This is a genomic window from Methylobacterium sp. HMF5984 (genome assembly GCF_045033435.1).
In the GTDB taxonomy this organism is placed as follows: domain Bacteria; phylum Pseudomonadota; class Alphaproteobacteria; order Rhizobiales; family Beijerinckiaceae; genus Methylobacterium.
In genome coordinates, this window is sequence record NZ_JBJFLN010000001.1 from 1,229,566 (window position 1) to 1,255,694 (window position 26,129).

26 protein-coding genes and 1 pseudogene are annotated in these 26,129 nt (G+C 63.0%); 12 read left to right on the top strand and 15 right to left on the bottom strand.

All coding sequences use genetic code 11. From position 1 onward, the window contains the following. Window positions 1-11: 11 nt before the first annotated feature. Window positions 12-551: an NUDIX hydrolase gene (locus tag ACFZ8E_RS05760; RefSeq protein WP_405042281.1), complete on the bottom strand. Its 540-nt coding sequence runs from the start codon at window positions 549-551 to the stop codon at window positions 12-14. 397 nt (window positions 552-948) lie between these two features. Here ACFZ8E_RS05760 and ACFZ8E_RS05765 point away from each other — a divergent pair, with 397 nt between their 5' ends. From ACFZ8E_RS05765 to ACFZ8E_RS05795, 7 genes are all read left to right on the top strand, one after another. After that, on the top strand, window positions 949-1,089 hold the full coding sequence (locus tag ACFZ8E_RS05765; protein WP_405042282.1) for a hypothetical protein: 141 nt from the start codon (window positions 949-951) through the stop codon (window positions 1,087-1,089). Between the two features lie 303 nt (window positions 1,090-1,392). Continuing rightward, a complete protein-coding gene (locus ACFZ8E_RS05770) occupies window positions 1,393-2,205 on the top strand; it encodes a hypothetical protein (RefSeq protein WP_405042283.1) in 813 nt (270 codons plus the stop codon). Then, on the top strand, window positions 2,202-2,543 hold the full coding sequence (locus ACFZ8E_RS05775; protein ID WP_405042284.1) for a DUF3307 domain-containing protein: 342 nt from the start codon (window positions 2,202-2,204) through the stop codon (window positions 2,541-2,543). Before ACFZ8E_RS05770 ends, ACFZ8E_RS05775 begins: the two co-directional genes overlap by 4 nt. Continuing rightward, window positions 2,543-3,109, top strand: coding sequence for a hypothetical protein (locus ACFZ8E_RS05780; RefSeq protein ID WP_405042285.1), 567 nt, complete (start codon window positions 2,543-2,545; stop codon window positions 3,107-3,109). Before ACFZ8E_RS05775 ends, ACFZ8E_RS05780 begins: the two co-directional genes overlap by 1 nt. Window positions 3,110-3,112: 3 nt before the next feature. Further along, complete coding sequence (locus tag ACFZ8E_RS05785) at window positions 3,113-3,499, top strand: hypothetical protein (RefSeq protein WP_405042286.1); 387 nt, start codon at window positions 3,113-3,115, stop codon at window positions 3,497-3,499. Window positions 3,500-3,513: 14 nt separating this feature from the next. Continuing rightward, window positions 3,514-3,804, top strand: a complete 291-nt coding sequence (locus ACFZ8E_RS05790; RefSeq protein ID WP_405042287.1) for a hypothetical protein — start codon at window positions 3,514-3,516, stop codon at window positions 3,802-3,804. Window positions 3,805-3,810: 6 nt separating this feature from the next. Further along, entirely contained in the window at window positions 3,811-4,395 is a 585-nt protein-coding gene (locus tag ACFZ8E_RS05795; RefSeq protein WP_405042288.1) for a hypothetical protein, read from the top strand. Window positions 4,396-4,741: 346 nt separating this feature from the next. Here the strand turns inward: ACFZ8E_RS05795 and ACFZ8E_RS05800 are convergent, their stop codons facing one another. From ACFZ8E_RS05800 to ACFZ8E_RS05830, 7 genes are all read right to left on the bottom strand, one after another. After that, on the bottom strand, window positions 4,742-5,710 hold the full coding sequence (locus ACFZ8E_RS05800; RefSeq protein ID WP_405042289.1) for a hypothetical protein: 969 nt from the start codon (window positions 5,708-5,710) through the stop codon (window positions 4,742-4,744). A 255-nt stretch (window positions 5,711-5,965) separates the two neighbouring features. After that, window positions 5,966-6,274, bottom strand: a complete 309-nt coding sequence (locus tag ACFZ8E_RS05805; RefSeq protein WP_405042291.1) for a hypothetical protein — start codon at window positions 6,272-6,274, stop codon at window positions 5,966-5,968. A gap of 143 nt (window positions 6,275-6,417) precedes the next feature. Beyond that, on the bottom strand, window positions 6,418-6,591 hold the full coding sequence (locus ACFZ8E_RS05810; protein WP_405042292.1) for a hypothetical protein: 174 nt from the start codon (window positions 6,589-6,591) through the stop codon (window positions 6,418-6,420). 46 nt (window positions 6,592-6,637) lie between these two features. Next, a complete protein-coding gene (locus tag ACFZ8E_RS05815; protein WP_405042293.1) occupies window positions 6,638-6,856 on the bottom strand; it encodes a hypothetical protein in 219 nt (72 codons plus the stop codon). Further along, entirely contained in the window at window positions 6,853-7,017 is a 165-nt protein-coding gene (locus ACFZ8E_RS05820) for a hypothetical protein (protein WP_405042294.1), read from the bottom strand. Before ACFZ8E_RS05820 ends, ACFZ8E_RS05815 begins: the two co-directional genes overlap by 4 nt. Before the next feature lie 252 nt (window positions 7,018-7,269). Further along, window positions 7,270-8,364, bottom strand: a complete 1,095-nt coding sequence (locus tag ACFZ8E_RS05825) for a hypothetical protein (protein WP_405042295.1) — start codon at window positions 8,362-8,364, stop codon at window positions 7,270-7,272. Beyond that, on the bottom strand, window positions 8,339-8,509 hold the full coding sequence (locus tag ACFZ8E_RS05830) for a hypothetical protein (protein WP_405042296.1): 171 nt from the start codon (window positions 8,507-8,509) through the stop codon (window positions 8,339-8,341). The genes ACFZ8E_RS05825 and ACFZ8E_RS05830 overlap by 26 nt, the downstream gene beginning before the upstream one ends. A gap of 276 nt (window positions 8,510-8,785) precedes the next feature. Here ACFZ8E_RS05830 and ACFZ8E_RS05835 point away from each other — a divergent pair, with 276 nt between their 5' ends. The 3 genes from ACFZ8E_RS05835 (at window position 8,786) to ACFZ8E_RS05845 (ending at window position 11,829) form a co-directional block, all read left to right on the top strand. Further along, window positions 8,786-9,712 carry a DUF6538 domain-containing protein gene (locus ACFZ8E_RS05835; protein WP_405042297.1) on the top strand — a complete coding sequence of 309 codons (927 nt, stop codon included), beginning with the start codon at window positions 8,786-8,788 and terminating at the stop codon, window positions 9,710-9,712. Between the two features lie 30 nt (window positions 9,713-9,742). Continuing rightward, window positions 9,743-10,884, top strand: a protein-coding gene (locus ACFZ8E_RS05840; protein WP_405042273.1) for an IS3 family transposase whose coding sequence is annotated in 2 segments (ribosomal slippage) — window positions 9,743-10,010 and window positions 10,010-10,884 — 1,143 coding nt in all. Because the reading frame shifts where the segments join, the coding sequence is not laid out codon by codon here. Between the two features lie 132 nt (window positions 10,885-11,016). Then, on the top strand, window positions 11,017-11,829 hold the full coding sequence (locus ACFZ8E_RS05845) for a hypothetical protein (protein ID WP_405042298.1): 813 nt from the start codon (window positions 11,017-11,019) through the stop codon (window positions 11,827-11,829). Window positions 11,830-12,294: 465 nt separating this feature from the next. Here the strand turns inward: ACFZ8E_RS05845 and ACFZ8E_RS05850 are convergent, their stop codons facing one another. From ACFZ8E_RS05850 to ACFZ8E_RS05880, 7 genes are all read right to left on the bottom strand, one after another. Further along, window positions 12,295-15,081, bottom strand: a complete 2,787-nt coding sequence (locus ACFZ8E_RS05850) for a TIR domain-containing protein (RefSeq protein ID WP_405042300.1) — start codon at window positions 15,079-15,081, stop codon at window positions 12,295-12,297. A 1,242-nt stretch (window positions 15,082-16,323) separates the two neighbouring features. After that, window positions 16,324-17,145: an energy transducer TonB gene (locus tag ACFZ8E_RS05855; protein ID WP_405042301.1), complete on the bottom strand. Its 822-nt coding sequence runs from the start codon at window positions 17,143-17,145 to the stop codon at window positions 16,324-16,326. Further along, window positions 17,142-17,606 (bottom strand): TonB system transport protein ExbD, encoded by a 465-nt coding sequence (gene exbD, locus ACFZ8E_RS05860; RefSeq protein ID WP_405042302.1) that lies wholly within the window; start codon window positions 17,604-17,606, stop codon window positions 17,142-17,144. Before exbD ends, ACFZ8E_RS05855 begins: the two co-directional genes overlap by 4 nt. 17 nt (window positions 17,607-17,623) lie before the next feature. After that, window positions 17,624-18,580 carry a tonB-system energizer ExbB gene (gene exbB / locus ACFZ8E_RS05865; RefSeq protein ID WP_405042303.1) on the bottom strand — a complete coding sequence of 319 codons (957 nt, stop codon included), beginning with the start codon at window positions 18,578-18,580 and terminating at the stop codon, window positions 17,624-17,626. Further along, window positions 18,577-19,260: a Fe2+-dependent dioxygenase gene (locus ACFZ8E_RS05870; RefSeq protein WP_405042304.1), complete on the bottom strand. Its 684-nt coding sequence runs from the start codon at window positions 19,258-19,260 to the stop codon at window positions 18,577-18,579. Before ACFZ8E_RS05870 ends, exbB begins: the two co-directional genes overlap by 4 nt. A 3-nt stretch (window positions 19,261-19,263) precedes the next feature. Further along, window positions 19,264-21,714, bottom strand: coding sequence for a TonB-dependent receptor (locus tag ACFZ8E_RS05875; protein ID WP_405042305.1), 2,451 nt, complete (start codon window positions 21,712-21,714; stop codon window positions 19,264-19,266). Window positions 21,715-22,153: 439 nt separating this feature from the next. Beyond that, on the bottom strand, window positions 22,154-22,393 hold the full coding sequence (locus tag ACFZ8E_RS05880) for a hypothetical protein (RefSeq protein ID WP_147727275.1): 240 nt from the start codon (window positions 22,391-22,393) through the stop codon (window positions 22,154-22,156). A 389-nt stretch (window positions 22,394-22,782) separates the two neighbouring features. Between ACFZ8E_RS05880 and ACFZ8E_RS05885 the strand changes: the two are divergent. Together ACFZ8E_RS05885 and ACFZ8E_RS05890 are read left to right on the top strand one after the other, a co-directional pair. Then, a pseudogene (locus ACFZ8E_RS05885) lies at window positions 22,783-22,926 on the top strand (IS5/IS1182 family transposase); the annotation flags it as partial. A 271-nt stretch (window positions 22,927-23,197) separates the two neighbouring features. Then, on the top strand, window positions 23,198-26,098 hold the full coding sequence (locus ACFZ8E_RS05890) for a M10 family metallopeptidase C-terminal domain-containing protein (protein ID WP_405042306.1): 2,901 nt from the start codon (window positions 23,198-23,200) through the stop codon (window positions 26,096-26,098). The last annotated feature ends 31 nt before the right edge of the window (window positions 26,099-26,129 follow it).

A 26,129-nucleotide genomic window follows, 5' to 3' on the forward strand; every position in this document is an offset into this window, starting at 1 on the left:
GCTCATACGCTCTAGGGCCGCGCGAGCCCCATCAGAAGAAGGCCCACATGCACCGCGTTCGCGATGCCTCCGGTTTGCGCGAGCCGAATTGCTTCCTCTCTCGGGACAAGCACGACTTCGATGTCTTCCGACGGCTCTTGATTATCCGTGCCAGGTAGGACCCCTTTTGCCCGCACGAGGTGAACTCGATTGCCGTAGCGCGCTGGATCCGGGCTGAGGGTCGCCACCTGCTCGAAATTACCTCCAGAGAACCCTGTCTCTTCCTGTAACTCGCGAGCAGCAGTCACAAGAGCGTCGCCTTCTCCCGGATCTGCAATGCCCCCTGGAAGCTCAAGGCTCATGCCGCCGAACGCATGTCGATATTGGCGCACCAATACAACCCGCTCGCTGATGTCTAAAGCAAGAACGTGAATAAAATCGCGGGACTCCAAGACATAATATGGTGCGATATTCACACCTGAGGGTGTCACACAGTCGTCGGCCCTGATCGAAATCCATCTGTCTTTCAGGGCATAAGACGAGCCGAGAACGGTCCAGCTCTTATCGGTCATAGCGAGTGCTCCACAGAGGTGGGAAAAAGGCTCGTCTCCTTCGCGTCGGTCATTGCTCTCAGCACTCCCTTCTCAATCGCTTGGCCCCGTAACATGCCTGCCCGAGCCTGACACGCCCCCCACTGACACCCGGAAATAACCATGCCCGACACCGGCCCTGCCGTGGTCGACTTTGATCTATGGCGCGGGAGCAATTTGCCGCCAGTGATCTGGGGTCTGGAGAATGAGGACGGCACGCCGTTCCCGATCGCTGGGTCCGAGTTCGTGCTGACGATCCGCTGGGCCGCGGGCTCGATCCGCATGAGCACGGCGGTCGGCGATGGCTTTGCGCTCGATGCCGGCACCTCCGAACTCGCCTGGAGCCCGACACGGCCCTTTCGACAATCTGAAAACCCCCGTGGCACGCTCTCTCGCAGCCCTCGTGCTTCGTTACGCGCTGGCCTCTGCCGCCATGGCCGCGCGCCACCGCCCGGTCTGCGTGGCGGTGATGATCGAGATGGTGCCGGCCCGCATCTGCCCGCCGGCCCCGCGCCGCTGATCGCTAGGTTGGTAGGATGCTCCCATGAACCGTCGCCGGTGTGCCCACAAGCGCTCGGCGAACGACATCCATCTCGACCCCGTACCTCGCGCCGTTCTCGCCGTGCACGCGCGGCCAGTGGTTCTGCCGAGCCAAGGCCTCGACCTGCTCAGACTGACAGCCACAGGCCAAGGCAATCTCCTCGGCCGTGAGCCAGGGTTTCGAACGGGTCTCGTCGTTCTGCATCGGTCTCATTTCTCCGTCTCAACGCCGCCAGCCCTTTAGCACGGCACCACCGCTCTCTGACATCGTGAGAACCTGACCATGGCCGCTGCGCTTGATCGCGCCGTCTTCTACGGCCCTGTGCGTTCCGATCCGTTCCCGAAGGCGCTGTCCCAGGGCCAGGTCGCGGGGATGGGCTCGCTGCTCGAAACGTGCCCGCCCGATCTCGGCACCGACGCGCTGGCTTACTGCCTCGCGACGGCGTTCCATGAGACCGCGCGGACCATGCTCCCGATCAAGGAGATCGGCGGGACGGCTTACTACACCCACATGTACGACCCGCAGGGTGGCCGGCCGGACGTCGCGAAGGCCCTCGGCAACACGGTGCCGGGCGACGGCGCCAAGTTCGCTGGGCGTGGCTACGTCCAGCTCACCGGCCGGTCGAACTATCGTCGCGCCACGGGCGAGCTGCAGAACCGCGGCTACCTCGACCGGTCCCTTGACCTCACCGTGACGCCCGACATGGCGATGACGCCGGACATTGCGGCGGCGATCATGTTCCTCGGCATGCAGGAAGGCTGGTTCACCGGCCGGAAGCTCTCCGACTATTTCGGGCCCGGCAAGTCTGGACCCGTCGGCGCCCGCGCCATCATCAACGGGCAGGACAAGGCGTCGGTGATTGCCGGGTACTTCCGAGCGTTCCAGGCGGCGCTGAAGGCGGCTGGGCATGTGCCGGGCGGCGTGGCCGCGTCGGTGCCGACGATCGCCGTCGAGACCAAGCCGCTCCCGCCTCCGGCCATGCCTGCCCGGCCGCCCGCGGCCGCGCCGCAGAGCGCCGCCCCGAAGCCCGCCACCGTCCAGACCGGCGGCCTCGGCGCATGGCTGAAGTCCCTGTTCTCGAAGAAAGCGGCGTGAGCGTGGATCCGCTTCTCTGGATGCTCGTCGGGCACGCGCTGGCCGACTACCCGCTGCAGGGCGACTGGCTCAGCAAAGCCAAGAACCAGACGCTCAGCCTCGTGCCGGGCGAAGCGATATGGCCCGGTGCGCTGCGGTCGCACGCGGCCATCCATGCCGGTGCCGTGAAGCTCGCGACTGGATCGTGGGTGCTCGCCGGGTGCGAGTTCGCCGCGCACACCGCGATCGACCACACCAAGTGCGCCGGCCGCCTTTCCTACAACACCGACCAGGCGCTGCACGTCGTCTGCAAGCTGATCTGGTTCGGGCTTCTCCTCTGGTTTGAAAGGATCGCGTAATGGACGGATGGATGCAGGCCGCGGGGCAACTCGCGCAGGCGGGGCTTCCCTCGCTCGGGTCGCTGATCGGCGGGATCGCCGGCGGGCCCCTCGGTAGCGGTATCGGTGGCGCCGTCGGACGCGGTGCGGCGGCAGCGATCGGCGCAGCGCTCGGTGTGCCGGCCACCCCCGAGGCGATCACGCAGGCCGTCGCCGCCGACCCGGTCGTGGCGCAGGCGAAGCTCGCCGGCATCGAGGCCGACGCCAAGGTCCAGGCCGACTACCTCGCCGATGTCGCCAACGCGCGCACGATGCAGCTCGGCCTCGTCCAGACCCATTCGTGGGTCCAGAACATGCCGGCGATCGTGACCCTGCTCATCTTCACCGCCTGGATCACGCTCACGATCGCGCTCTACTTCGTGCAGGCCGAGATCCCGGAGCGCGTCTATCAGCTCCTTAGCCAAGCCTATGGCGCGGCGAACCTCGCGCTCGGCACCGCGATCGCCTTCTGGCTCGGCTCGTCCCGGTCGTCGCAGATCAAGGACAACCAGATCACAGCCCTGCTGCCCGGCGCCGGGCGTCGCTGACGCATGACCGGGGTCGAAATCGCCGGCATCCTGAAGGACTACGGTCCCTGGGGGCTGTGCGCGATCCTGATGCTGGTGATCGCCAAGCTCTATCGGGACAACCAGGCGCTCAGCACCGGGTACATCGAACGGGTCATCCTGGGGTTGAACGCGGCGACGTCTGCCTCGACCAGCGTCCAGGGTGCCCTGTCCGAGCTCCGGCACCTGATCGACGCCAGCGGCAAGGCCGTGGGCGAGCACAGCGGGCACATCGCCCTGCTGGTCGAGAAGGTCCAGCACGGATTCGGCAACACCGCGAGCGCCATGCAGGCGGTCGCCAACGAGTTGCAGCGGCTCCGCGATCGCGACGACCAAAGGAATCGCGACCGGAACGACCGGGGGCGCCCCTGATGTGGAGGCGCATGATGGCGTGGTTCGGATTCCCCTACGCGGCCACCGAGCAGATGCGCCGGCTCGACGCGGCGGCCGCGGTCAATATCGAGGCGCAGGTCAGCCTGCAGCGGGAGGGCGATCAGACCGCGGCCTCGGCGAAGAAGACCCGCGGCGCGGCCGTGATCGAGCGCCGGCGCACGCAGATCGCGTCTCGCGCCATGCGCGAGCGCCCCCTCCGAACGAGCGAGGTCCGCGACCTCGTCGACGAGATGCTGACCCGAATGGACGAGAGCGCAGAACACCGCGCCCAGCGCAGGCACTGAGGCGAGATGATTTACAACGACGAACGGCCCGAGCGCATCCGGGGCACCATCTACCTCTCCGCCATCGTTCTCTTCGTGGGCTACCAGTCGATCAACGCATTCGTGCCGAATGCTGATATGATTCTGGCGACCCGCATCCTCGCGACGGGCTTCTATTCGGCTGTCCTCTACGTCTACGGACGCGACGCATGGGCCGCCTTTCGCAAGCCGGAGCCGAAACGATCCGACTTCCTCATCGTCGGGATCTGGCTCAGTTTCCTCTCGCACTGGTGCCAGAACCTCTACTCGCTGGCCTACCGGCTCGCGCAGGCGCCGGAATGGCTGCTGACGGCCGAAGTCGTGTCCCCGATCGTGATGCTGTCCATGGTCGCCTCGGTGCTGCACGTAGCAGCCCCCGGCGCGGTCGACGGCACGGTGCCGCGACGGAACCGCATCGCGCTCGGCATCGGCATCGGGCTGGCCGTGTTCGCCGTCGCCGTCCTGATGGCGACCCGTCCCGACATCCGGCCGATCATTGATCGAGCCCGCCCCTACATCGGCGACTGGTTCAGCACCGGCTACCTCGTCGTGCCGGGGGCGCCGCCGGCATGAAGTCCTGCCCCGAAGGCGCCTTCACGTCCGGCCATCTCTGGATGGCAGCCCTCGGTGGCCTGATCCTCGGCATCGTTGTCACGTCCGTCCTGCGCAACGCAGGGATGCTCGGAGACACCCCGCCCAACGGATGACGCGAGGAGCTTGATGGCCTATGCCGGCCACCTCCTCCCAAAGATACCTCAGCCCCGCCGGCATCCGCCGCGCGGGGCTCTTTCGTTCTCCGTTCACCAGCCCGCGCTACGTCCCGGCCATCGAAGGGGTTCCTCTGGCCCTGACATCACCTCAGCCCGCCCGGTAGCCGCCGCGGCGGGCTTTTTCGTCGATGACAAATCTTTCAGTCGGCTTAAGTGGCCTGCGTAACCTCGCGAAATATTAAAATTGGTGTAACGCCAAACATGTTTCTTGGCCGGCCGATAAGTTCACGCGCCATTCCGCCAAACTCTGCTGCGGCTCTTGCGAAGTCTTTTTCGAAAGTTGGTATCGCGATTTCATCGAACGATTGAGGGTTGGGGTCTTCCTCGGTTGGTATCTTCATATCCGGGAATGCATCCAAAATTCCTATTACCGTCCATAATCCACGCAAGACAATACCATGCTTCAGCATTAGATCTGTAGGAGTAGTCGTAAGAGACTCGTGAGATATTGTTGCCCAAGCATTCACGTTTATATCGTTTTCCGTAGAAAGTACATGCATTTGTATTGCGGGTGGCATAGATTGCATCAATTCGAGACCACGCTGATGGTTTTTGGCCTCAGGGCTTCCCTTCTTGGCGCCGTTTGATTTAAGCCACTCATCAGATATTTCTCTTTTCAATATAGGATTGCTTAGAATTGTCTTTATGTTCTGGAGATCGCATATCAATATACTACCAGTGATTTGAACAAAGCTTCCTAAATTTGCATTCCAGGCGTTTCTGCTAATGTGATTTCCAGAGGCAAGATAATCTAACAGCAGTCGAGCATTGGACCACAGCGGATCAAATGTGTGTTCCTCGACATCCTTAGTATCGTCAGTCGTGGAGGTGTCGAGGGCTGCCGAAAGACCCATTACGGCTGGAAGCCCTAGGGTGCCCAGCGCCGCACCCTTTACCGTTTGCGCGCTGCCAACGCTCTCTATTGCTTTTACGTTTGTGCGGGGTCCATATTTCTGAAATTGGGCTAGGAACGATCCTACCCGGCGAACATCTTGGTATAAAAAATCATAGACGGAATTGCTTGGAAGGGCCCCGGAGTGCTCCTCGTAATCTCTTTCTTCGCTCGTCTGCGTCTCGTCGAATGTCTCCGGCGCGCTCGACGTTTTTCCTGACGGCATCTGCAATCTCTTCCGATCGTTCGATCTGTTTGGAGAGAGATGGGTCTGTCGGCCGATTGACCTGATCGTGGTCCGTCATCGGTTTGATCCTTCAGGCCTTCTCGACGAGGCGGCGAATCGCTCCCGGCGCGGAAGGTAGGTCGACTTCAGGTTGGCTGCAATTCAACAAAGAAACATTGACGCCGCGGCATTCAGCCGGTGCTATCACGCCGAGGCGCGTCGTGTCGAAATCAGGTCTTGGCTTCGAGGCGCCGTCTACCGCGCGGCCTCCCAAACCGGTACGCCGACAGGCCGCCCCGGCCGATCCCGCCGGAAGGTCTGGTTCCCGTACCGGATCCAGGTGTCGCCGATCGCCTCGACGCGGCGGGCGTTGATCATCAGGCCACCGCAGTAGTCGACGCGGACGACGCCGACGGTCGGGTGCACACCGAACAGGTCCGTGGCCGTCCAGCCGTGCGCGATGGCCTCCTCCCCGAACCGGTCGAGAAAGTCGATCGCCGCCTCGCGCATCTCCTGCCAGCGCTGCGCCGAGAAACCCGGACAGGGTGGCACCGTGGGCTTCATCGCCTCGAGGGCATCGCGCCATGCTTGGACGTCGGAAGGCACGGGTCGAATCGGTGCGGGTGATGCCATGGGTCTCACCGGATGTGGGCCGGCGGGGATAGGGGTGCGGGCGGGGCGGCGCAACGCGGCTGTCGGCCGCCGGCCTATCCCGGGCCGAGAACCTTCAGCAGCTCGTGCCCACTGTCGCTGAGGAACCAGGCCTGCTCGTCCCGCCGGCGCCCGGGGTACTGCGCCGGCCGGACATCGATGTAGCCGAGCACGACCAGCGCGCGCATCGACTTCGGGTGCGCAGAGAGGCGCAGGCCGAGGGGGTTCATCGCGGCGGCACGCAGAGCTTCGAGAGCACGCCCGCGGACGGCTCGGTCATTCGCCACGCTCGACCCGGTCAGTCAGAGCCCGCGCGGCGATCTGGGCGACCGCGATGCCTTCCTCGGGCGACAAGCGCTTGGTGTTCATCCGGCGCTCGGGCTCGGCGCACACGTAGACGTAGAAGATCACCCGCCCGGCCCGGTCGACGACCTGCACCGATTCCGCGGTCGCCATAATGCGCAGCGGCAGGGCGAAACGAAGCGCCTCGCTCAATGCCCGGCGCTCTCGTTCTTCTGCCGGGCGAGGAGGGTCAGCAGGTCCACGAGGTCGTCGGCCACTTCCATGTCGAGGCCGGTCTGCGGCACGCTGTTGACGCGCGCCGGCTCGCCGGTCGCGATGTCGTAGACCGTCCAGCGTTCGTCGTCAGGGCTCATATTGAAGGCCTTAGCGAGCTTATTTCTCCTCGCCGGGTGACTAGCTACCTTACCCGACGCACTAACTAATCGTTGATTGTGCCTTTGCACCAATCCTGGAATTCGCCTATTAAACAAAAATCTGGAAACGCCGATATTGTTCCCGGTACGTCGTAATGCACATACCCATCTTTCACAGCCAAAACTCGCCGAGTTTTAGGCGCGATAAGACCAACATAGATCTTTCCAGCCCTTATCTCGATAACAGATGAGTCAAGCATCACGAGCATCAATAGGGTAGAGGGCAAATTGCCTGAGATCTTGGTTGACCATAGAATCAGCTTTTTCCTTCAGTCTAAACCTCTCGGCTTCAACCTCGGCGCTGGTCATCCAATCGCCCAGCTCGTCCACTTTTCCTCCGCAATGGGCGAACCCAAAATTACACATATCTATTGGGCCTGAAAACAGCAATGATTTAGCCTCAGTCAACGGGATTTTGAGCCTACTCATCATCAGCTGGTGCATGGACGCAACCGCAGCAAATCTTACGTTAGCCGAGGGGTGCGTATATGCCGGGAGTTTAACGTCAGATCTCGGAGAAAATGCGCGTAGCAGCGCCGCCACCGAAAAGATATTTAATATTGCCGGCAACACCTCTTCAAAACGCTTAATTTGGTCAACCCAAGCATTCTGGAAGTTAACATTATTCGAAGTATAACTTGTCGAGTGGATGGTAGCTGATCCATCGGCCATAATTTCAAACGCATGGTTTCGAAGTACCGTGGCTTCGTCAGCGTATGGGGCGTCAGGATCGCTGATGACACTTAATGTTCCGATAGATCTGCAAAAATCGACGTGACCGTGCATGATATGGGAGAGCTCGTGCGATACGAGCCAAAATACCATCTGATGAAAAAGCCGATATCCGACAGAGGTTCTGGTTGTATTTTGCAGATCAGCAAATGAATTAATGGGCGCATAGATGGCGGTAGTTCTATAATCGAGATCGAACTCAACGCTTTCATCTCCAGCACCAAGGAAGGGAAATATTCTACTGCACGAAAGCATTGCTCTGGATAAATTATAAAGATAAAATATTGATCCTGCATGCAGTCCTATTAGGTAACCTTCATCATTCCGGGAAGCAAACGCCCTCATGGAAGGAGCGGAGATAACACCGAAAGAAATCAAATGCCCAATATTAAGTTTACTTAAAGTATCTTTTATGATTGCTTTACCTTGGGCCTCCACATCTTTAATCACTAGTTGTGTTGTAAGATCGCTTGCAGGAATAAATATTTCTCCATATGATGAAAAATGCTTACTTGATCTCTCTTGAAAATTAGAAAGTTTGCATTCGTCGAACATGAGCTTTTTCCATAATTTTTAAGTTTTGTTGCGCCCAAGCTGTACTAACTGTTGCAATTTGCACGAACACGTCGACCGCGGCGTTCACCTCGTCGGAGGCGATCGTCTTGGCCTTGATGAGGTCGCCGGTCGTCGGGTCTGCCATGGGGCGAACGTAGAGCCGGCCGTGCGCCACAGGAAGGGGAGGGCGCCGCAATCGCCGGCCAAATGGTGCGGGACGCACCCGTAAAAGCCTTTTCGCAACAATAGGGGCAAATATCCCGCACCTTGCTTTATCGAGCTTGAAATCGTTGCGTTATTTCACTTCTTTCCTGGGCACCATCAGCTGGCTAAGCCACTGATCCGCAAATAAGTTCTGATAGATCATGTAGTTAGCTGGCCTCGCGTGGTACACGTTTGAGGTACACACGTGGTCCTATCGATGCCTCGACCCCAGCTCCGTTCCGGCTCGCAGACGTACCGCCTGCGTCGGCGCGTGCCCGCCGACCTTGTTGCAGTCGTTGGCAGTCGTGAAGTCACCGTTAGCCTGAAGACAAAGGACCCGGCCGAGGCCAAGCGCCTGATGGCCGAGGAGCTGGTGAAGCTCGAAGCCCGCTGGGCGACGTTGCGGAAGGGACCGCAAACGCTGAGCGAACGTGAAGCACGCGAGATCGCGGTCACTATGCATGATGCGTGGCTGACCCGGCATGCCGACGAGCCGACTGCGCAGACCTTCTGGCCGGTCGATGTGGGTGCCCGCGTCTTCACCCGCCCGCCGCTCGACGCCTTGAAGTCGGCCGTAGGCATGGTCTGCGATGTCCCGGACCTCGGGCGGCTGATGGGTCTGGAGCAGTGGTGCTACGAAGGCGCAGACCGTGAGTTGCAGGACCGTGGCCTTCTCGTCGACGAGGACGGTCGCAGGAAGCTTGCTCGGGCAGTCGGCGCAGCCGTGCAGCGCGCGAGCCTGACGCTGCAGCGCATGGCCCGTGGCGAGATACCTGACGGGTATGACCTACCGCCGGCCCCGGCACCGATACGAGCACCGGCAGCGCAGCCGTCCGCACCGCCCGCCCCGACACCGCAGAGGGAAGTGGCACCGATCCTGGGCAAGGCGGCACGCGTGACGCTGACCGGCTTGGTGGAGGGGTGGTGGGTGGAGGCCGAGAAGACAGGCAAGTCCGCCTCGACCCGCGAGTCGTACACGAACACCATGCGCGGCTTCGTGGCCTTCCTAAAGCACGACGACGCGACCCGCATCACGGCAGAGGATGTGATCGCTTACAAGGACTATCGGCTGGGAAGTGTTGGACGAAGCGGCAAGCCGATCTCGCCGTGGCCTGACCGGCTGGCTTTGGACCGGGCTGATTGAGAGGATCAGCCAGGACCAAAGGAGTTGGACATGCGGCGAGGCCAGAAGACGAACGCGGAGCAGGTCGTGCTCAAGCTGCGTCAGATTGAGGTGCAGACGGCCCAGGGCAAGAGTTTGGCCCTTGCATGCAGGGAGGCGGAGATCTCCGAGCAGAGTTACTACCGCTGGCGCAAGGAGTACGGCGGCCTTCAGGTCGATCAAGCCAGGAAGATGAAGGATCTGGAGCGCGAGAACGCTCGTCTGCGCCGGCTCGTCGCCGACCTTTCTCTAGAGAAGCAGGTGCTGGCGGACGTCGCCTCGGGAAACTTGTAGCCCCCGAGCGACGCAGGCAGGCGGTGAACGGCATCCGCGAGAAGTACGGCCTCTCGGAACGTCACGCCTGCCGGATCGTCGGTCAGCACCGCGGCACGCAACGCTACGTGCCTACCGTGCTGGCCGACGAGGATGCACTGACCCAGGCCATGATCGCCCTGGCGTCCGAGTACGGACGCTACGGCTACCGCCGAGTCACCGCGCTGCTACAGGCAGCCGGCTGGCAGGTAGGCAAAGACCGGGTTCAGCGCATCTGGCGTCGCGAGGGGCTGAAGGTCCCCAGCCGACATAGACCCCGCAGCCGCTTGTGGCTGAACGACGGCTCCTGCGTGCGGCTACGACCGCTTCATCGCAATCACGTCTGGAGCTTCGACTTCGTGCAAGCCCAGACGCACGATGGGCGCTCTCTGCGCATCCTAACGCTGATTGACGAGCACAGCCGTGCCTGCCTCGCGCTGAAGGTGGCGCGGCGCATCAACAGCGTCGGCGTGATCGAGGCGCTGGCCGACGCGATGTGCCTGCACGGCATCCCGGAGCACATTCGCTGCGACAATGGCCCAGAGATGATCTCCAAGGCGTTGCGCAAATGGGTCGCCAAAGCTGGCTCACAGATCCAGTACATCGCGCCAGGATCCCCGTGGGAGAATGGCTACTGCGAGAGCTTTAACGGCAAGCTGCGCGACGAGTGCCTACGCCAGGAGATCTTCTACTCGCTGAAGGAGGCGCAGATCGTGATCGGTCTCTGGCAAACCACCTACAACCGCGTTCGACCGCATTCGTCGCTGGGCTATCGGCCGCCCGCGCCCGTCAGCTACCCGGGTCTGGCCTTCCGGCTACCCATGGCCGCCACCATGCAGTAGCCTCTCAATTGGCTCGGTCCAAAATACCGGTCAGGTCAGGAGGCGCATCTGCGCTTCCTGATCGACGGCGGTTACGATCTCGGAGAGGGGGGCGAGACGGAGTGGATCCCCGGCGATTTCACGGACCCGAACGTGCGGGTCGCGCAGGCCGTGCGGGGAGCGACGCAGCGTGACTACGAGGTCGTCTGGGAGTACCGGGGCACCAGCGAGTATCTCACCGCGGATCGCTTCGATCTGGGCTACGGCGCGGTCGCGTTCGCGAACTGCGTGGGGCTCGTCCTGAACACGTGGACGACGATCGTTTGGGCGAGCGTCGGCATCACGGGCGACTTCGCGGTGGCGCAGGCGGATAGGCGCTTCCGGGAACTGCTCCGTAAGCGCCTCGTGAAGCGTGATCTGCCGGTGGCGTGGCTGTGGGTTCTAGAGCGCAGCGAGAAGCGTGGACTGCACGCGCATCTGCTGGCCCATGTGCCGGAGGCGCACCGGGACTGGGTGAAGCGAGCCATCGACGAGTGCGTTGAGACGGTCGCTGAGCGCCCAGTGATAAGGGTACCGGGCGAGAAGACGGTGCTGGTTAAGGGCCGTCACGACAAGGCGTTTTGCCCTCAGTGGTTCTGGTTCCGGTACATGATGAAGGGGATCAGACCGACTACCGCGCTGAACGATCCGGCGCGACCGGGGCACTTCGTGCCGCTGAAGGAGATCGCGGCGATGCGCCGGATGGACCCGCAGGGTATGGTCCGCACGCAGCGGTTCGGGGTGTCGCGAGCGCTGCAACAGCTGAGGCAAACCCAACTACGGGCTGAAACGGGTCTGCCGAGTAATGCGTTGCGCAATGGCGCGATGAATTTCTACGAGCTGTTCGACGATCGATACTACCAGTGGTCGCAGCGGGACGAGAACAGGCGACGGACCGAGGAACTGCTGAAGACGCTGGTGATCTGAGAACGTCTGAGCGTCGTTGAGAAACGGAGCGGCTGGCCCGAGAAATGGAAGGGCCGGCTGCGTTCTCATTCCAGAAAGAATAGGTTTTCGGATACGCCGTGATCCGGCCATCCGATGCAGCAAGCTCTTAAGATGCCGGTCGACGCGTGAGTACCGGCGTCCTGAAAAAGGGTACTATAGCGTCAGCTCCGAGAAGAGTGGCAATAGGACCTTAACCTTCTGAATGGAAGCGGACGTTCTGCCTTCGACCCAGGGCGGTCATGCTGACGATCGTCGTGGCCTATCAAAAGCGGTCATATGTCCGCGGCGGGGAAGGGCGGTTCAGAGTGGCAAGCGACCTTTGGCGTTCTGCTCAGAAGCTAAGTTTGACTGATAGCTGAACCTCTTGACTCAAGGTTGAAGCTGTTGTTAGCGAAAAATCACCTCCAAGTACACTTGCCTATGTCTCGGAGTGATCTTCCTCAACTAAGGTGCCGACGCCTGCGCCACATTGCGCGCGATCCGGCTCAGCGCGTCATCCAGTTCGGCCGGCGCCATGCTGGACAGCGGTCGTTCCGGCGGGATCACAAACTGAAACATTGGTACGAACTGCTTATAGAGCTCAGTAGGTTTCAGCATCACCGCCAACACTTGGCAATCGCCGCGCTTCGCGCGCTCGGCGATCACCTCCATCTCGCGGCGAGTAGAATCAGAAGTGAGGTAGTCGGGCGATATCATCATTATCGCGATGCGAGTTCGCTCGAGGTGTTGCTGAATTGAGGCTTTCCAATCTGTACCAGCGCTCATGTGGTGAGCGCGAAAAATATTTATCTGATTTGCGTAAGTTAAAGGCCGCAATCTTTGCTCCAGTCGGCTGGACCATAAACGATCCTTAGATGCCGCACTAATGAATATTTGGTCTCGAAAGCCATCCAGGGAAGTGCCTTCAGTTTTCTGATTAGGCGATTGTCTATCGCCCCGTTTTACAAGCAGTTGGCATGAGAATTCACCAAGCAGTTGACTAAGCACTACACCAAATGTGAGGTTCGATCGGGGCGCGCCAGCCACCACAAGACCCAGTAAAAGACCATCCGGAGTCATAATAATAGATCCAGAGTCGCCCGGAAGGGAGAACGGCTCATCCCCGTAACCCTTCACACCGAACAATCCATTGAACGTGACCATCTCGCCATGACTATAACGAATTGATAGGTTATCTAATTCGACTACGTCGAGCCTACCTTTCGTAAGCCCCGAAGTTGCGCCTATTTTGATAACTTCGGTTCCAAGCAGGTCAAAAAATTCCTCCCGAGCTGCCGCTCGAATCCACTTTGGTGCTGCGTTAGGAGTAGTCTTAAAGTTAACTCCCTTCTTAAGCTTGAAGAGCCCAAATTCTGGAGTATGGGCACCATCGCCTACGCGGCGAGAAATATTCGAACCTTGAACTAATGTTGCAATAAGTCTATCTTGTGCAGACAGCATAATCAGTCGATTGATGTCAGTTTCACCCTGAGACTTGAAAAAGCCGGAGCTATGAAGCGGCGCAATTATCCCGGTGGAAACGCCTTTTGCTGTGACAAAGCATGGTAACGTGCAGTAAAGATTTCCACTGCCCTCACCCTTGCTGATTTCCTTGTCAACTATTGTCACCGAAACGCCAGGTCGAAGGCTCATGTCATGCCCCACTGCGCTCATGTCGACGGTCCTTGCATAAGCGGTGACATCAGCAAGTTTCACTTGCCCAAAAACCGCGACGCCGAAGACTTGCTTTGGCAAGGCAGCCACCGCTTTTGCTGACTCGCAATATACTTGGTAGGCATGCTTGCCAGATTTCTGCCCGACCGCAACACTTTGAACGTCGCACTTGCCTGAAAGATATTCGCGAACTCTAGGAAGGTACCGATTGATGTATTCAGGACTATCAAAGGGCGGAAACCGCTCAGCGTCATTGTAGTACTCGCTGCCCCAATGTCTTGTCAGTGAATTGGCAAATTGCTGTTTCTGACGCTCGGCAAGACGTCCTTGTTGTTGCTTGTCGAGGATCCAGTCAAGGCTTCTAGCAGCCCCGTGCCGTATCAAAACGCGACTTGCAGATCCCTTCCATTCGTTCTCGTCCTTGTGCTTGGCTGTGACCTTCACGGGCCGGGTTGACCAATCGACTGTCTTAAGATCACCAACAACACAGTTCACCCTCTTAAGACTAATAAGGTTGGCAACGATGATGCGATGGATAATCGCCGACGCAGCGCTGAATTTTCCAGGTGCCCGTGTGTTGAAAAAAATAGTGTAACCTGTAGTTAAATTATCTTTCAGTCGCCTTTGGAAGGCTGCAGGTACCGGCAAGGCCAAATAAGCCCGGTACGGCTCATCGCTTGCCCAATATTCCGAAGGTCTCGTACTCTCCGTTTTAGACAGCTTAACGATGTCACCCTTAACAGCGTTTCTATCAAGTATCTTCGCGAGTTCGATAATCTCGCGTCCCTCTTCGAAGTTATTCAGAGATCCTCGAATTACCTCAATTAGGGCCCCGTCTCCGTTGCCGCTAATGAAGATTGCTGGCTTGATGCCGGCTAAGTCAAACGGCAGGAGGCCTTCGTTCTCCCAGTATGAATGGGCGATGCCATGTGGACTCCCCTTGAAGGGCGACTCTAGACCGAAGCCGCAGGCAACTAGGACAGCCGTGAAGGGCCCAGACGTCTTTGTTCGCCCGGTCCGCAGAGTTAAACCATCCACGCTCTTTTCGATACCCTTGACGGTTGTACGAAGATGGATCGGAATGTCTGAGAAGTAATCCCTAATCTCTGCAGTAATTGATCCAATAATTTTTGCCGGTGTGTTCTCGCACCAATTTAAAAACGGAAATGATGTACTTGGTATCAAATCCATTTCCGGCCAGAAGTTTACCGTAGGATGGACATGTCGGATAATGGTTTGCCGTTGAAAATGAAAAAGGTTGTTCTGTTTCTCAAACAAAGAAACCTGAACTTGTTTGTTAAGAAGGGCGACTGCTGCCGTAACGCCGGCTAGCCCACCGCCAATCACGGCAACACGGTCATACGGCTTGATTTCGCCCCTTTCGAGCAAAGCCCAGATCAGATTTAGCGCCCGTGTCTGTTGGGCAAAAAAATTTATTCTGCCAGAAAAATTACCAATGAAGTAGATATTTCTAAGCTCGTCTAACGACGAAGCGTCAACTAATGCTCTACCCAACCCAGCTGCATGTGCCTCCTCAATAGGCGGCTGCCCACATTCTTCTTTAAGGCGCATTCCCATTTTTAAAACAACTCGCCTCAGCTATATTGATGGCTAGGGTAGTCCTGAAAAAAGACGTGGTTCGCAAATTTGTCGGGTATCTGCCCGGCAGAATTCCTCGCCACCATGCATGTTAAACGCTGTAGGCGGTTCATCAAAATTTGGCAAAGGGTCTTCAGCTGGCTGAGTGGCGGCGTCCGCTTCAAGGCATTGCCCTCCGGAAGCGGACAGTCCCAAAACCACCCAAACAGATCCTAGGTCATCGTCTATCAAACCGCCGCGAAGCGGACTTTCCGAGCAATTTGCGAAGGACAGAAAATCGAAGCGCGCCTCACGACTGGTACGACGCTGGCCTCAGATGAAGAAACGGAGCCTATTCAGGGGGAAACGGATAGGCTCGCCGGAATAGCCTATATTCAAGCAGGACTTGTCGGTTAGGGCGTGTACCCGCGTCCCTTAATCCTCCTATGATCCTTCCCTGTATGGAGAGATCTCATCTAGGATATCTCGCTTGTTTTCTACCCCGGAGGGGTGGGAGGCCCGAGCGGGCTGTTGTGCCCGAAGGGCACAGCTTCGCCGGTGACCCGGCAGAAGCTGGCGATCGTCAGATCCCCCATGCGGGAGGCCGTCGGAGCCGGGGCCGGAGATGAAACCTTGTAACAGGCAGGCCGGGGTTGGGCTGTCGGCCTTTACTCACCGCTTCCCGCTCACCGAGCAGCCAACGCGGACGGACCCTACTCTCCGGACCCTTGGAGCAGGCATCGTCCAGGGGGCTTGGATGCTTACCGTTCCCCCCTCCTGAGCAGCCTGGAGACTCAGACTACCCTTGAGTACCGATGCCCTTCGGCGTTTGATCCGGCGGTCCCCATCCCGCCTGACTAGCGGTGGAGGCTCGGAGCCCGTGAGGGGCCTGGCGTGTCTCCATATGGCGAAATGACGTGGGAGCGAGCAGCGATCGGAGGCTTTTTGGCTGCGGGATGTCGGAGCGTTCTGGAGACGGGCTGCGGTTGAAAGCCACCACACAGGCGTGGTACACAGCGGTCTTGGCGAGGTTCGCTAACGCATTGATTCGAAACGAATTAGTTTTGCGTATGCCCAATCCTTTCCTGGGCACCAATCCTAAACAGCCGTTGAGATCGAACAGCGTTTAGGTTCGCATCCCGTACCCGGAGACCCGGGGCGGGATTTTTGCGTTTCAGCACCCCTGCGCGCTGGGATCGGGCCGCGCGATCTCCGGTGTCGTCGGCACGGGACGCGGCCGTCTCACTTGCCTTTCGGCTTGGCCCGAAACACCACCGGGATCGTGAAGGTCAGCCCCTCGTCCGCCACGAGCGGCGGTGGCGGCGGAACCGGATCGGATCGGTGCATCATCGTCAGGGCGGCCTGATCGAGCGCGCCGTCGCCGGACCCCTTCAGCACCGTCGCCGAGACCACGTGGCCGACGCGGTCGAGGAGGAAGCTCACGAGCACCTCGCCGGTCGGATGCGTGGCGCCGCCCGGGTAGCGCTTGTGCCGGTCGAGATGGGCCATGAGCTGCTTCTGCCACGTCGTGCGGACGCGGCGGGCGCTCTCGCCGGTGCCGAGGACGGGCGCGGTCGCGATCGCAGCCTCCTTGACCGTCTCGGAGGTCGGCGCGGCGGCGGCCTCGGACGCGACCGACTCCGCCGACGGGCTGGTCTCGGCGACCTTGACCTTGCTCTCGTCCTCCTGCGGCTTGAGGGGCGCCTCCGGCGAGACGATCCGGTCGGGATCCTCCGTCTCGGTCGGCACGGCCTTCGGCAGCTCGGTCGGGTCGTCGACGGCCTTCTGCTGGACGACGGCCGGCGAGGCAGCTGCGTCGTCGGCTTCCGGCCCGGGCGGCAGGTCCGAGAGCTCGCGCCGCGGCGCCGTCATCTCCAGGCCGACCTCCAAGGCGGCGGCGCCGAGGTCGTCGGCCTCGTCTGGCTCCGCGGAGCCGAGCGCGAGCAGGCCGCCGCCGGCATGCAGCGCGAGCACGAACGCGCCCGCGGCCAACCAGAGCGGCCAGCCGAGGCGCGCCGTGCCGGAAGCCCCGAGCGCGTGTGCTCTGCCGATCCTGCCCGTCATGGCGCCCGTGGCGCCGGCCCCGACCCCGACGCATCCGCGGGCGGACCTTCGAGCGCGACGAGCGCGACCTTGAGGTAGCCGCCGGCGCGGAGAATCTCGAGGACGTCCATCATCTCGCCGTAGGGGACCGCGCGGTCCGCGCGCAGGAAGATGCGCCGTTCCCGGCTCGGATCGGCCTGCGCGTCGAGGGCCTGCGCGAGGTCCACGCGCCGCACCGGCGTCTCGCCGACCGCGACCGCGAGGTCGGCCTTGATCGTCACGTAGGTCGGCTTGTCCGGTCGCTTCTGCGGAACCGCGCTGGAGGAGGGGAGGTCGATCGGCAGGTCGACCGTCGAGAGCGGTGCCGCGATCATGAAGATGATCAGCAGCACGAGCATCACGTCGATGAACGGCGTCACGTTGATCTCGTGCGCCTCGCCGAACTCGTCGCCGTCCTCGTCGCCACCGAGTGAGATCGCCATGGTTCAGGGCCCCCCGCTCACTCGGCCGCCTGCGCCAGCGGCGCATGGCGCTCGACCTCGCCGCGCTCGAGCTCGCGCGACAGCAGCCGCATCGCCGTGCCGGAGGCGCGCTGGACCAGGTCGCCGTAGCTCCGGGTCGCCCGGGCGAAGTGGTTGTAGATGATCACCGCAGGGATCGCGGCGGCGAGGCCGATGGCGGTGGCCAGCAGCGCCTCCGCGATGCCGGGCGCGACCACCGCGAGGTTTGTGGTCTGCGCCCGCGAGATCCCGATGAAGCTGTTCATGATGCCCCAGACGGTGCCGAACAGGCCGACGAAGGGCGAGATCGCGCCGATCGTGGCGAGCGCGCCCATGCCGCGGCGGGCGAGGCGGCCTTCCGCCTTCACCAGCTCGGAGCAGCGCGAGACTGCCCGCTCCTTGATGCCCTCCGCATGGCCCTTGGAGATCCGCACCTCGTTCGCGACCGTGCCGACGAGGCGGTCGAGGATCGTGCCGCCCCCGCCGAGCGCCCGCTCGGCCTCGGCCAGCGAACCGGTCTCGGCGACGCGGCCGAGCGCCCGCACGAGGCTTCGGCGGGCGAGGCCGAGCTCGATCGTCTTCGCCACGAGGATCGTCCAGGTGACGACCGAGGCGAGCGCCAGCCCGCTCATCACCACCTTCACCAGGATGTCGGCGTTCAGGAACATCGACCACGGCGACAGCTCGTGGCCGCCGGGGGCCGAGGCGGAAATCGCCCTTCGCGGGCCCGGCTCCGGCGCCGGCGGCGCTTCGGCAGCCAGCGGCGCACGGGCAGGGCCGCCGACCTCGACCTCGGTCGGCCGCGCGGGCTTCGCCGGCGCGGGTGCGGCCGGCGCGGCGATCGCCGGCGGCGGGACGGCGCCCGGCTGCTGCGCCTGCGCCGGCGCCAGCCAGAGCAGGGGGGCGAGGGCGATCGCGCGGATCGCGGATCGCCGGCGGGGTCGATGATCGGTCATGTCTCGGCCCAGGTCCGGATCAGGTTGTGGTAGATGCCCGTGAGCCGCACCACCTCGGCGTGGTCGCGGCCCAGCTCCCCGACGAGCCCCTGAATGGAGGTGTCGAGGTCGTAGATCAGGCTGCGCGCCTGCGGGCTGCGGATCATGCTCTGCAGCCAGAAGAACGAGGCGACCCGCGTGCCCCGCGTCACCGGCGTGACCATGTGGAGGCTCGATGCCGGGTAGAGCACGAGGTCGCCCGCCGGCAGCTTCACCTCCTGCGAGCCGTAGTAATCCTCCGCGATGAGCTCGCCGCCGTCGTAGGTGTCGGGCTCGGCGAGGAAGAGCGTGACCGAGAGATCGGTGCGGATGCGCAGGCCCGTCATCGGGTCGCCGCGCACGGCGTTGTCGACGTGCACGCCGAAATGGTGCCCCTCGCCGTAGCGGTTGAACAGCGGCGGGAAGATGTGCAGCGGGATCGCGGCCGAGACGAAGAGCGGGTCGGCCAGGAGCGCGCCGACGATGCGCTCGCCAAGGCGCCGCGCGACCGCGCCGTTGGGCGGCAGCTGCTCGTTGCGCTTGACCAGGGCGGACTGCGAGCCGGCCGTGGACCGGCCGTCCTCCCACTCCGCCGCGTCCATGATCGCGCGGAACTCCGCGACCTCGGCCTTGCTCAGCACCTCGGGAATGCAGACCAGCATCGCTCAGAACCGCGTCTGCGCGATCAGCGAGATGGTGCGGCCGGGCTGAAGCTGCGTGAACGGCACGTTGCTTTGGTACAGCGCGTCGTAGATGCGCCGGTCCGTGAGGTTGGCGCCGTAGAGCTTCACCGTCAGGTTCTCGTTCACCTTCGCCTCGAGGAAGGCGTCGAAGCGCCAGTACGAGGGCAGGACGTTGGCGTTGGCCGCCAGGGTGCCGCCCGCCACCCGCGAGTTGTTGACCACCTGCGCGCCGACCTCGAACATCGGGGACAGCTGGTACTTCGCCAGCATGCTGAAGGAGCGGTTGGCGATGTTGGCCAGCCGGCTGCCGACGTTCTGCGGGATCGCGGACTGCGTCACCCGCGTGTCCATGATGACGTAGCCGCCGAACAGGCTGAGCCGGTCGCTGACCCTGCCGGCCAGCTCGAGGTCGAGGCCGCGCACCCGGTACGCGCCGGTCGCCGAGATCACCGCGTTGGTGCCGCTGCCGATCGTCTCGCGCGCATTGTCCTTGACGGTGTTGAACAGGGCCGCGGTGGCGAGCAGGCGGCGGTCGAACAGCTCGGACTTGACCCCGATCTCGTCGGCCGTGTTCTGCTCCGGCGGCAGGATCTGGTTGCCGGCGAAGGCGGGATTGAGGCCGCCGTAGAGGGAGCTCGACGCGTCGAGCTCCGCGCCGACCGGGTTCGACGAGGTCGCGTGCGCGGCGTAGACGCTCACGGTCGAGGTCGGCTTCAGGGTCAGCCCGATGTTGTAGTTCAGGTTTCCGGAATGGGCCGACACCGAGCTGGTGTCGTTCGACGAGGTGATCGCGTAGTCGTCGAAGCGCACCCCGCCGTTGAGCAGCACGAGATCGCTGAGGTTCATCGTCTCGATCAGGTATCCGGCCTTCGTGTCGACCGGGATGACCGTCGGGTTGCCGGCCTTGGTCGGCCGGGTCGAGAACGGCAGCGTGTTGGGCGGGGTGAGGATGTTGATGCCGCGAAGCGTCCCGTTGCCGCTGAAGTTGCCCGAGAACAATTCCGAGGTCAGGCCTGTATAGCCCTGGCGGCTCACCTCCTCGCGGCTGAACTCGGTGCCGAGGACCAGGGTGTGCTTGATCGGGCCGGTGTCGAAGCGGAAGGTCGCGTCGGAGATGTCGGCCGTGACGTCGACCGTCTGGTAGCGGCTCTGCGGGTTGAGGCTGAGCGTCGTGCCGTAGAGGTTGCGGTTGGCCGGGATCACCGGGGCCTCCGGCAGCGTGCCGACGTAGTCGAGCACCGAGTGCGCGGCCCGGAACCGGTTGCTGAGCGTGACCCATTCGGTCGGCGACCATTCCGCGGTCAGCGTCCCGGTATCCTGCTGGACGTGCTGGAAATCGCGGTTGACCAACCCGTAATAGGTGTCGCGCGGCACGATGCTTTCGGTGAAGGGCCGCCGCGACAGGGCGTTGAAGGGCACGCCGAAATCGGGCAAGCCGTTCAGGTCGGTGTGGACGTAGTTGGCGGTGAACTTCCAGTCGTCGGCCGGCTTCAGCGTCACGGCGAGCGCCGCGCCGTCGCGGTCGTCGGTCACGAACCGCCGCCCGGCGACGCCGGATTCCTGGTACAGGCCGCCGATGCGGACCGCGAGCGCCGGGCTGATCACCTGGTTGAAGTCGAGCGTGACGCGGCCGCGGCTGTCGCTGCCGACCTGGCTCTCGGTGTTGTAGAAGTCGCCCGCCGTGGTGGCCTGCTTGGTGACGACGTTCACCGCGCCGCCCGCCGTGCCGCGGCCGGCGAAGGACGAGGCCGGGCCGCGCAGGATCTCGACCTGCTCGGTGAAGAAGTTCTCGCGCACGCTGACCGACGGGTCGCGGATGCCGTCGATGAACACGTCGTTGCGCGCATCGAAGCCGCGGATGAAGAAGCGGTCGCCGAAGGCGTTGCCGCCCTCGCCGGAACCGAGCGTCACGCCGGCGGTGGTCCGCAGGATGTCGCGGAAGCTGGTCGCGTTCTTGTCGTCGATCACCTCCCGCGTGACGACGGTGATCGACTTCGGCGTGTCGAGGATCGGCTGCGTGAAGCGGTTCGAGGACAGGCGGTCCGCCTTGTAGGGCGCGGCCGGGTCCGCATACGGATTGCCGCTGATGTCGCCCCGGGCCAGGATCGGCGGGCCGGCGCCGGTCGCGGCGGCGCCGATTGCGGGCGCCGCGACCGGAGGTGCCGCCACACGGCGGGCCCGCACCGCACGGCGCAGGGCCGTGCGTGCCTTGACCTGGGTCGGGCCGGGCTTCGGAGCGGGCGGGCGCTGCCGCGTGATCGGGGCGTCGATGTTCAGGGGCGGCAGGGCGGATGCAGGCCCCTGCTGCGCCTCGGCGCTGCCGACCGCGACGGCGCAGGCGACGCCGATGACGCCCTTCTGCTCCTTGAGCTTCGCGTAACGCCCATCGGCAGCAGGACGCAGCGACTTTGGAATACGAGATGAGCTCTGCACGATCTTCCGACCCCCCCGGCACCCGCAGCGCCAGTCGTCGGGCGATGCGATGGCCTCAAAGGGCTTGGGAAAGATCTTCCGTCAACGAACGAATGTTGGAACAGAACCAAACTATGGCTGATTTCCGAGGCCGAACGACGATCATCGGCCCGATCGGAGATCGGAACTATTCCAGTTTGATGGATGGGATGCCGACGAGTTCCCCGGAATGACCATTCCCAGCAGGCCGTTGGGTCCGATTTCCGAATTGGAATAGGTCCAAGGCATCGCTAAGACCTTCTCGTCCCGCCCCGCGTGTTGCTGGGGAGACACAATTCACACCGATCGCGTCGCGGCTCGGATTAAAGCGCGCCCATCGCGGGCGCCGCCGCGTCCGGCGGACATCGATGCGGCGCGGTCCGCCCTGCCTGCGCCGGCGATTCCGGACCGCAGGACCCGTTCAATCCTGGCTCGGCGGCTTCATCAGCGAGAACAGCTCGTCGATCGCGTGGAGCGCCGTCGCTCGCACGTGGCCCTCGTCCTCCGCCCCGGTGATCCGGATGCCGCTCACCACGGCGCGGATCTCGTCGCGAAAATCCGAGAGGAAGCCGACCGGGTAGCGGTTCTCGCTCGCCATCCGGGCGATGACGCCGGTGAGCAGGATCTGCAGCCCGAGAACCCGGCCGTTGAGTTCGTCCATCGTCGTCCCCCGTCCCAGGCACGCGCTGCGCCATCCGGGCGCGGGATCGCCGAGCGATCCATCCGGACGGTCGCGAAGGCGACGTGCACGGCCCGATCTATCCCAAAAGCGGGACGCCTCTGGAAGCGGCATCGTCATCTGAGTGCGGACGTGCGGACCGTCCGGCATCGTGGGCATGACGCGAGGCACCGCTTCGACGACCGACGCCGCGGACGGGGTCGAGAGCACGGGCCGTGGCGAACAGCGGCATCGGCGCCCGGGGGCGCTCGGTGTGCGCGTCAGCCGAGAACCGCTCCTCCTTCGAACGGCGTGCCGGCGACGATGCGGTTGCGGCGCAGGGCGCGTGGCATGGCGAGGCGTTCGCGATTGCGACGAGCCGTGGGAAGCGCAGTCGCCACCGCTGGGTCGTGGAGCGGACCCATGCCGGGTTCGACCGCTTCCGTCGCCTGCCCGTCCGCTCCAAGCGACGCGCCGACATCCACGACGCCTTCACCGCCCTCGCCGCAAGCCTCATGACCCGCAACCAGATCTGACGGGTCTGTTAGGCGCTTCAAGATCGGCATAATTTCTTATGTATAGATCGAAGCAGATATACTGTATCATTGCCTTCGTTCTCTGGATATTTTCAGTATTAACTCGGTGTAAGGACTGCGCGCCGGCGTAACGGGCGCGAGCCGCAAAAGTACGATCTGCGAAGAATCGAGCGAGGCTGTTAACGGCTTGTTCGAACCTCGGAAAATAAACCTGACGGCATCGCGCGCCGGATCTGCGATCGGCGGACGCGCGCATATCGGGGGGCGAAGCATGGCCGAGCAGACGACGGGCATCTGGTATTTTGGCAATCCGGTGATCGACAGCCTGAACGTCGGGCGAGCCTGGATCGGACCGGACCTGACCTACAGCTTCGCCTACAGCGACATCAACGGCAACGGCGTCCCGGACATGGACGAGGGCGACTGGAAGCCGTTCTATCGCGAGATCATCGCAAATATCGAAAGCTTCACCGCCTTGCGCTTCACCGAGGTCGCATGGGGCGGCAATCTGAGCTTCAGGCTCGAGGAAGGCGGCGGCGGCGAATCGGTGCTGCCGTGGGTGGGCGTGACCAGCGCCGACAGCGTCATCGGCATCAACGCCAATGTGGCCGGATCGGCCGCGGCGGTGCGGCTGGGCACCTACTTGGAAACATGGTTCCACGAGACCGGCCATGCCCTGGGCCTCAAGCACACTCACGACCTCGATTTCGGAAATGTCCTGGATGGCGCGACCTGGGCGGGCGATCCCGGCAGGCATCAGCTGAATTCTCAGCTGTACTCTGTGATGACCTACACCTCGCCATTCCTGGGCGAGGACAACCCGTTCACACCCTGGGTCGATTACGGAACGCCGCTCAACGCCCAGCCCGGCTCTTATGCTGCGATCGACATCGCAGCGCTGCAGGCCATGTACGGCCGGTCCGAAAACGCCACCGGCGACACCGTCTATCGCTTCGGCGACGACGTCGACTTCAACCACGGATATACGACGATCTGGGATACCGGCGGCATCGACTCGATCGCGTACGTCGGCGACGCCCGTTCCAAGATCGATCTGCGCGCCGCGACGCTGAAGGAGGAGATCGGCGGCGGCGGCTGGGTGAGCACGTCCGAGACGTTCACCGGCGGCTTCACCATCGCCAACGGCGTCACGATCGAGAACGCGGTCGGCGGCCACGCGGCCGACATCCTGATCGGCAACGATGGCGCCAACCGGCTCGATGGCGGCGCCGGCGACGACAAGCTGACCGGCAATGGCGGCGACGACGCGCTCGTCGGCGGCACGGGCTTCGACACGGCGGTGTACGCGGGCAACCGCGCGGATTACACCGTGATCTGGAATCCCGCCGCGTTGAACGCCGGCTTCTCGATCCGCGGCGCGGCGACCGGCACGGATACGCTCAGCGGCATCGAGATGCTGTCGTTCGACGACGGCACGGTCGCGGTCGCCGACCTGATGGCTGCGTTGCGCGCGCGCGGAGGCGTCGGGCAGCAGGAAACCGTCATTCCGGCCGTGCTGGCCGCCGACATTCACGGCGCCTTCACCGCCACCGCCCAGGCCCGGTTCGACGATCCCGCCGGCGGCACGTGGCAGCGCGTGTTCGACTTCGGCAACGGCCCCGGGCAGGACAACGTGTTCCTGGGCCAGCGCGCCGACAGCACCGACATGATGTTCGCGATCTGGCGCGACGGCCGGCCCTACAGCATCACCGCCGCGAACGCGATCGTTGCGGGCGAGACGGCGACGTGGAAGGTCGCGGTCGACGACGGCGGCACGATGCTCCTGTCGAAGAACGGCACGCTGGTGGCGCAGGGTCAGGGTGTCGTCCCCGCCGACGTCGTGCGCGCCAGCGAACTGGTCGGCAAATCCAACTGGGGCTGGGACACGCCGCTGATCGGCAAGGTGCTCGACGTCACCGTGGCCCAGAATCCGGCGGACATCCATGGCGCCTTCGTGGCGGACGTCGTCGCCCGGTTCGACGATCCGGCCGGCGGCGCGTGGCAGCCCGTGTTCGACTTCGGCAACGGCCCCGAGCGGGACAACGTGTTCCTGGGCCAGCGCGCCGACAGCACCGACATGGTGTTCTCGATCTGGCGCGACGGCGAGGATCACAGGATCACCGCCAAGGACGCGATCGTCGCCGGGCAGGACGCGCACTGGACGACGAGCGTCGACGAGACCGGCGTGATGAAGCTCTATAAGGACGGCGTCCTGCTCGCCGAAGGGCACGGGGTCGTTCCCGCCGATGTCGTGCGCACCAGCGAGTTGGTCGGCAAGTCCAACTGGGCGAGTGATGCGCCGCTGCTCGGCAGTGCCGGCAAGGTCGACGTCCATGCCTACAGCGAACTGAATCATGCCGAAGGCGCTTTCTCGGTCAGCGCCGAGGCGCGCTTCGATGATCTCGGACACGGCTGGTACCAGCGGATCTTCGACACCGGCAGCGGCGCGGACACGAACAACATCTGGATGGGCCAGGTCGGGAACGGCGCCGACATGGCGTTCGAGATCATCGAGGACGGCATCAAACACCGGCTGGTCGCCAAGCATGCGATCACCCAGAGCGAAACCGCGCTGTGGCAGGCGAGCGTCGACGAGGGCGGCGTCATGCGCATCTACAAGGACGGCGTGCTGCTCACGCAGGGCGAGGGCGCGGTGCCGTCGGACGTGGTGCGGGGCCACAGCCTGATCGGCGCGTCCAACTATGCCAGCGATACCCCTTTGGTCGGCAGCGTGAACCATCTCGAGGTCCAGGCCCACAACGCAATTCCCGAGATCCACGGCGCGTTCGACGCCTACGCGACCGTACGCTTCGACGACCTCGATGCGGGCGGCTTCCAGCGCGTGTTCGACACCGGCAACGGCGCGGGGACGGACAACATCTGGCTGGGGCAGGTCGGGCAGTCCGACACCATGGCGTTCGAGATCTTCGACAAGGGCGTCGCACACCGGATCGCCGCCGCGGACGCGATCGTCGAGGGAGAGACGGCGACCTGGCACGCCGGCGTGGACAGCCACGGCCTGATGCAACTGTTCAAGAACGGTACGCTGCTGGCACAGGGGCAGGGCGAGGTGCCGGACGACGTGGCTCGCGCCAGCGATCTCGTCGGCGCCTCGAACTGGGCGAACGACGCCCATCTGAAGGGAATCGTCCACGACCTGTTCTTCGTCTGACGCCGCGACCGAGGAGCCCTCGTTCCGAACC

Bases quoted from the DNA above. Each gene is read 5' to 3' on its own strand.
- ACFZ8E_RS05830 (WP_405042296.1), bottom strand. From the start codon at position 8,509: ATGGCAGACCCGACGACCGGCGACCTCATCAAGGCCAAGACGATCGCC.
- ACFZ8E_RS05855 (WP_405042301.1), bottom strand. From the start codon at position 17,145: ATGACGGGCAGGATCGGCAGAGCACACGCGCTCGGGGCTTCCGGCACG.
- ACFZ8E_RS05810 (WP_405042292.1), bottom strand. From the start codon at position 6,591: ATGAACCCCCTCGGCCTGCGCCTCTCTGCGCACCCGAAGTCGATGCGC.
- ACFZ8E_RS05780 (WP_405042285.1), top strand. From the start codon at position 2,543: ATGGACGGATGGATGCAGGCCGCGGGGCAACTCGCGCAGGCGGGGCTT.
- ACFZ8E_RS05795 (WP_405042288.1), top strand. From the start codon at position 3,811: ATGATTTACAACGACGAACGGCCCGAGCGCATCCGGGGCACCATCTAC.
- ACFZ8E_RS05870 (WP_405042304.1), bottom strand. From the start codon at position 19,260: ATGCTGGTCTGCATTCCCGAGGTGCTGAGCAAGGCCGAGGTCGCGGAG.
- ACFZ8E_RS05850 (WP_405042300.1), bottom strand. From the start codon at position 15,081: ATGGGAATGCGCCTTAAAGAAGAATGTGGGCAGCCGCCTATTGAGGAG.
- ACFZ8E_RS05800 (WP_405042289.1), bottom strand. From the start codon at position 5,710: ATGCCGTCAGGAAAAACGTCGAGCGCGCCGGAGACATTCGACGAGACG.
- ACFZ8E_RS05805 (WP_405042291.1), bottom strand. From the start codon at position 6,274: ATGAAGCCCACGGTGCCACCCTGTCCGGGTTTCTCGGCGCAGCGCTGG.
- ACFZ8E_RS05760 (WP_405042281.1), bottom strand. From the start codon at position 551: ATGACCGATAAGAGCTGGACCGTTCTCGGCTCGTCTTATGCCCTGAAA.
- ACFZ8E_RS05770 (WP_405042283.1), top strand. From the start codon at position 1,393: ATGGCCGCTGCGCTTGATCGCGCCGTCTTCTACGGCCCTGTGCGTTCC.
- exbB (WP_405042303.1), bottom strand. From the start codon at position 18,580: ATGACCGATCATCGACCCCGCCGGCGATCCGCGATCCGCGCGATCGCC.
- ACFZ8E_RS05880 (WP_147727275.1), bottom strand. From the start codon at position 22,393: ATGGACGAACTCAACGGCCGGGTTCTCGGGCTGCAGATCCTGCTCACC.
- ACFZ8E_RS05825 (WP_405042295.1), bottom strand. From the start codon at position 8,364: ATGTTCGACGAATGCAAACTTTCTAATTTTCAAGAGAGATCAAGTAAG.
- ACFZ8E_RS05820 (WP_405042294.1), bottom strand. From the start codon at position 7,017: ATGAGCCCTGACGACGAACGCTGGACGGTCTACGACATCGCGACCGGC.
- ACFZ8E_RS05835 (WP_405042297.1), top strand. From the start codon at position 8,786: ATGCCTCGACCCCAGCTCCGTTCCGGCTCGCAGACGTACCGCCTGCGT.
- ACFZ8E_RS05790 (WP_405042287.1), top strand. From the start codon at position 3,514: ATGGCGTGGTTCGGATTCCCCTACGCGGCCACCGAGCAGATGCGCCGG.
- exbD (WP_405042302.1), bottom strand. From the start codon at position 17,606: ATGGCGATCTCACTCGGTGGCGACGAGGACGGCGACGAGTTCGGCGAG.
- ACFZ8E_RS05890 (WP_405042306.1), top strand. From the start codon at position 23,198: ATGGCCGAGCAGACGACGGGCATCTGGTATTTTGGCAATCCGGTGATC.
- ACFZ8E_RS05785 (WP_405042286.1), top strand. From the start codon at position 3,113: ATGACCGGGGTCGAAATCGCCGGCATCCTGAAGGACTACGGTCCCTGG.